This is a genomic window from Castellaniella sp. (assembly GCF_034007085.1).
Classification (GTDB): domain Bacteria; phylum Pseudomonadota; class Gammaproteobacteria; order Burkholderiales; family Burkholderiaceae_B; genus Castellaniella.
Map to the genome: position 1 here is coordinate 1 of NZ_JAVERO010000168.1, position 3,792 is coordinate 3,792.

4 protein-coding genes and 1 pseudogene are annotated in these 3,792 nt (G+C 59.0%); all 5 read left to right on the forward strand.

Features of this window, described 5'->3' with window-relative positions; all coding sequences use genetic code 11:
• Window positions 1-310, forward strand: a 310-nt coding sequence (locus RBR29_RS11025) for a DegT/DnrJ/EryC1/StrS family aminotransferase (protein WP_320349271.1), incomplete at its 5' end; no start/stop codon positions are given.
• Between the two features lie 211 nt (window positions 311-521).
• Complete coding sequence (locus tag RBR29_RS11030; RefSeq protein ID WP_320349272.1) at window positions 522-2,261, forward strand: ImmA/IrrE family metallo-endopeptidase; 1,740 nt, start codon at window positions 522-524, stop codon at window positions 2,259-2,261.
• A 55-nt stretch (window positions 2,262-2,316) separates the two neighbouring features.
• Window positions 2,317-3,261 (forward strand): Gfo/Idh/MocA family oxidoreductase, encoded by a 945-nt coding sequence (locus RBR29_RS11035; RefSeq protein WP_320349273.1) that lies wholly within the window; start codon window positions 2,317-2,319, stop codon window positions 3,259-3,261.
• Window positions 3,258-3,614, forward strand: coding sequence for a MarR family EPS-associated transcriptional regulator (locus RBR29_RS11040; protein WP_320349274.1), 357 nt, complete (start codon window positions 3,258-3,260; stop codon window positions 3,612-3,614). Before RBR29_RS11035 ends, RBR29_RS11040 begins: the two co-directional genes overlap by 4 nt.
• A pseudogene (gene hisH / locus RBR29_RS11045) lies at window positions 3,611-3,792 on the forward strand (imidazole glycerol phosphate synthase subunit HisH); the annotation flags it as partial. The gene RBR29_RS11040 and the pseudogene hisH, both read left to right, overlap by 4 nt.

The following is a 3,792-nucleotide window of genomic DNA, read 5'->3' on the forward strand; positions in this document are numbered from 1 at the left end:
GTTCAATACGGCCGGCATCCAGGCCACCCCGGTCATCGAAGCCCACAACGTCTGCGCCTGGGCGCAGTACACCGTGCAGATCGATGGGCGCGACGCCGTGCAGGCCGCGCTGAAGGACGCCGGCATCCCCACCGCCGTCCATTACCCCATCCCCCTGAATCGCCAGCCCGCCGTGGCCGATGCAGGCGCCTCGCTGCCGATCGGCGATGCCGTGGCTGAACGTGTCATGAGTTTGCCGATGCATCCGTATCTGGACGAGGCGGCTATCAGGCGCGTTGTGGATGCGGTGGCGCAATGCCAGTCGGCGTAAACCTCGTAGCTTGTCGAACAGGACATTTTTTGCTCAGCAGATTGGCTTTCCATGCTGTTCATCACTAGGATTGATGATCTGCCGGTTGAGCAAACGATGACATGACTCACCAAGAAAACTGGATGTATGAACGCGGCGATGGTCGCCATAAACATTGCTGGTCGCAAGATCAGGCCGGATTCGTTGGGAATGGTGAGGCTATGGTAGGCAAATGCGCTGCATCCATTACGGATGCCTGTGCAGTCGCTTTATTGCGCAGCGGCCTTGTCTATCATGCGCCCGGCACTCAGGAACCAGAGCATGTCTACGCGGTGTATCGTGGTGTGATTTACGAAGCCGCGCCAACACGGCCCGGCGTCTCGTTTCACGGTTACCCCTGGTGTGGCAGGCAAGGGCGTCCAGCCTTGCCGCCCAGAATTCTGCGCGAGCTTCGATCGCGCGCCGAGCAGGAAGGCTATCTCAAAGCGTTCGAATCATGGCTGACACAGTACGGTTAGGCGATTCGCGCGGGCTGGAGTTCCAACTCGATTCCTTGCCTCGTTCTGCGCAACATGCGGAAGACTTGGCCTGGACCGCGTTTTCCGCATCGCTGGGCGGGCAGCTTGTCTGGTGCGCAGAGGCGACCCCGGAAAACCCTTCTGGCCGACTGATCTGGACCTTGGTGGATTTATTGCAGGGACTGGGACGGGTCTGGCCCTGGCTCCTGCTGGAAGAGGGCTATCCTGTACCTGTCAATCCGGAACATCCGGGGAATCTCTGGGCCGAAGCCGAACGCCGATGGCGGGAGGACGTCCCGGCGCCCCAGTCGGAGCTCGAGGCCGACATTCTGTACGACTATCGGCAGCGACATGACTTGTCGTTGCTGTTGCGGGGGCTGCATGTGCCGCCGCTCTGGGTCTTGAAAGAAGGCAGGGATTGTCTGCTGTGGTCCCCTGCCGTTGAACGTCCGGTGCGTGTATCGCACGGTTCGGTCATGCGGGCGCTGACTGCCTTGGGGGACTGGATTACCGCTCAATTGCAGGATGCTGAACATCCGCGCAGCCGGCATGCCGTCGCATGCTGGCAGAGCCGCCTGGATCGAGTGCGGGAGCATGCCATCAGCCTGATCACTGGGCTGGCGCCCGATGAAATCGAGCAGATCCTGTCCGCGACCAGTGCAGAGGCTCAGGCCAGCGATGCGGCTTCATTCTTTGAACTGGGCGATGCGGCGGCCAGCGACTTCCAGCCGGGCGAATTGCTGATGGCGGCGCGCATGACGCGTAACTGCCTGGATTGGACTGCACAGCGGCAACTGCTGGATGTGTTGCGCGGTGTGCCGCGGGCGGCCACACCGGAACTTGACCGCCTGGCTGATCTGGCCTGCCAGATCATCAATGCCGACGACCATCCCTGGCATCAGGGCTACGACCTGGCCAATTGGCTACGAAAGCATCTGGGCTATACACCTGAACAGGCCATCAATCCCAGGGATATCCTGTCGCGCTGGCAAGTGGGGGTTGAAGCCGTGCGAATCGAGGGCAGCATCGATGCTGTCGCTGTCTGGGGCGCCGCTCGGGGGCCGCATGTGCTTTGGAATGAGCATGCGCACTCCAGGGCATCGACACAGAACGGCTTCAGGACGGCGTTGGCGCACGAAATCTGCCACCTGCTGATCGACCGGCGCAATGCCTTGCCGGTCGTGGAGGTGTTGGGCGGCCAGGTTTCTCCGCTGGCGGAAAAGCGCGCTAATGCTTTTGCTGCAGAGTTGCTGCTGCCCAGGGAACATGCTGCGCAGGTCTGCAGGGGCCATGATGATCTGCCCAGGGCGGCCGATCGGCTTGAGGCCAGCCATCGTGTCAGCAGAGAAGTCGTCTATTACCAGATACAGAATTCCTCCTTTTACGCGACCATGAATGCCGTCGAGCATCGTCAACTCGATAACTGGCGGCTATCCGGACGCCACGCACCCTGATGCGACCCCTGCAGGCCGCTTTTCACTCCTTTTCATCCAACCAAAAAAGAGAAACATGAAAAACTTCGCCCTGATCGGCGTCGCCGGCTACATCGCCCCGCGTCACATGAAAGCCATCAAGGACACCGGCAACCGGCTGGTCGCTGCTCTGGATCCCAATGATTCCGTGGGCATCATCGACAGCCACTTTCCGGATGCGGAGTTCTTCACCGAGTTTGAACGGTTTGACCGCCATGTGGACAAAATGCGCCGCGCAGGGGATGACCAGCGCATCGATTATGTCTCCATCTGTTCCCCCAATTACCTGCATGATTCGCACATGCGTTTTGCCCTGCGGTCCGGCGCGGACGCCATCTGTGAAAAACCGCTGGTATTGAATCCCTGGAACATCGATGGCTTGCAGGAAATCGAACGTGATACGGGCCACAAGGTCAATACGATTCTGCAATTACGCGTGCATCCCGCCATCATGGCGTTGCGTGAGCAGGTGGCAGCGCAGAAAAAAGACACCAAGCACGAGGTAGACCTGACCTACATCACGTCCCGTGGGCACTGGTATCTGCAGTCCTGGAAGGGCGACGTGAAGAAATCCGGTGGCATTGCCACCAATATTGGCGTGCACTTTTTCGACATGCTGCACTACATCTTTGGCGCGTTGCAGGCCAATGTGGTGCATGCCAATGCGGAAACCTACGCAGGTGGCTACCTGGAGTACGAGCGTGCGCGAGTGCGCTGGTTCCTGTCCGTGGACTACAACGACGTGCCTGATGCGCAAAAGGCGATTGGGCAACGCACCTACCGGTCCATCACCGTGGACGGCCAGGAAATCGAATTTTCCGGCGGCTTCACCGATCTGCATACGCGCAGCTACGAGGAGATCCTCGCTGGCCGAGGTTTCGGGTTGGAGGAGAATCGCGTGGCCATCGAGACCGTATCCACCATCCGCAATGCGTCCTTGGCCGCATTAACGGGTGATTACCATCCGTTCCTGAAAAAATGACTGACGTCGTCTACGAAGAACACCATCTGAAGGTTCTGCGTTTGCTGGAAGCTGACCCAGGGTTGAGCCAGCGTGATCTGTCTCAGGCGCTGGGTATCAGCCTGGGCAAGACCAATTACTGCATGCGTGCCTTGCTGGACAAGGGCTTGATCAAGATGCGGAATTTCCGCAACAACGACAACAAGCTGGGCTATGTCTATCTGCTGACTCCTGCGGGAATTGCCGCCAAGGCGGATCTGACGCGCAGTTTCCTGAAGATCAAGATGCGGGAATATGAATTGTTGAGGAAGGAAATCGAGGATTTGCAGCGGGAGTCGGAGACGAATGAATCTGGCGTGGATTGCAAGCCGTGAAAATCATTTCTGTGCTTGATTATGGTTGCGGCAACATCCGTTCCGTCATTCGCATGTTGGAGAAGGCCGGAGCTTCGGCCAATCGCGTATCGACACCGGAAGATGTGCGTGGGGCGCAAGCGTTGGTGCTGCCTGGGGTCGGCGCCTTTGATCATGGAATGGGCGCGTTGATGGAGCG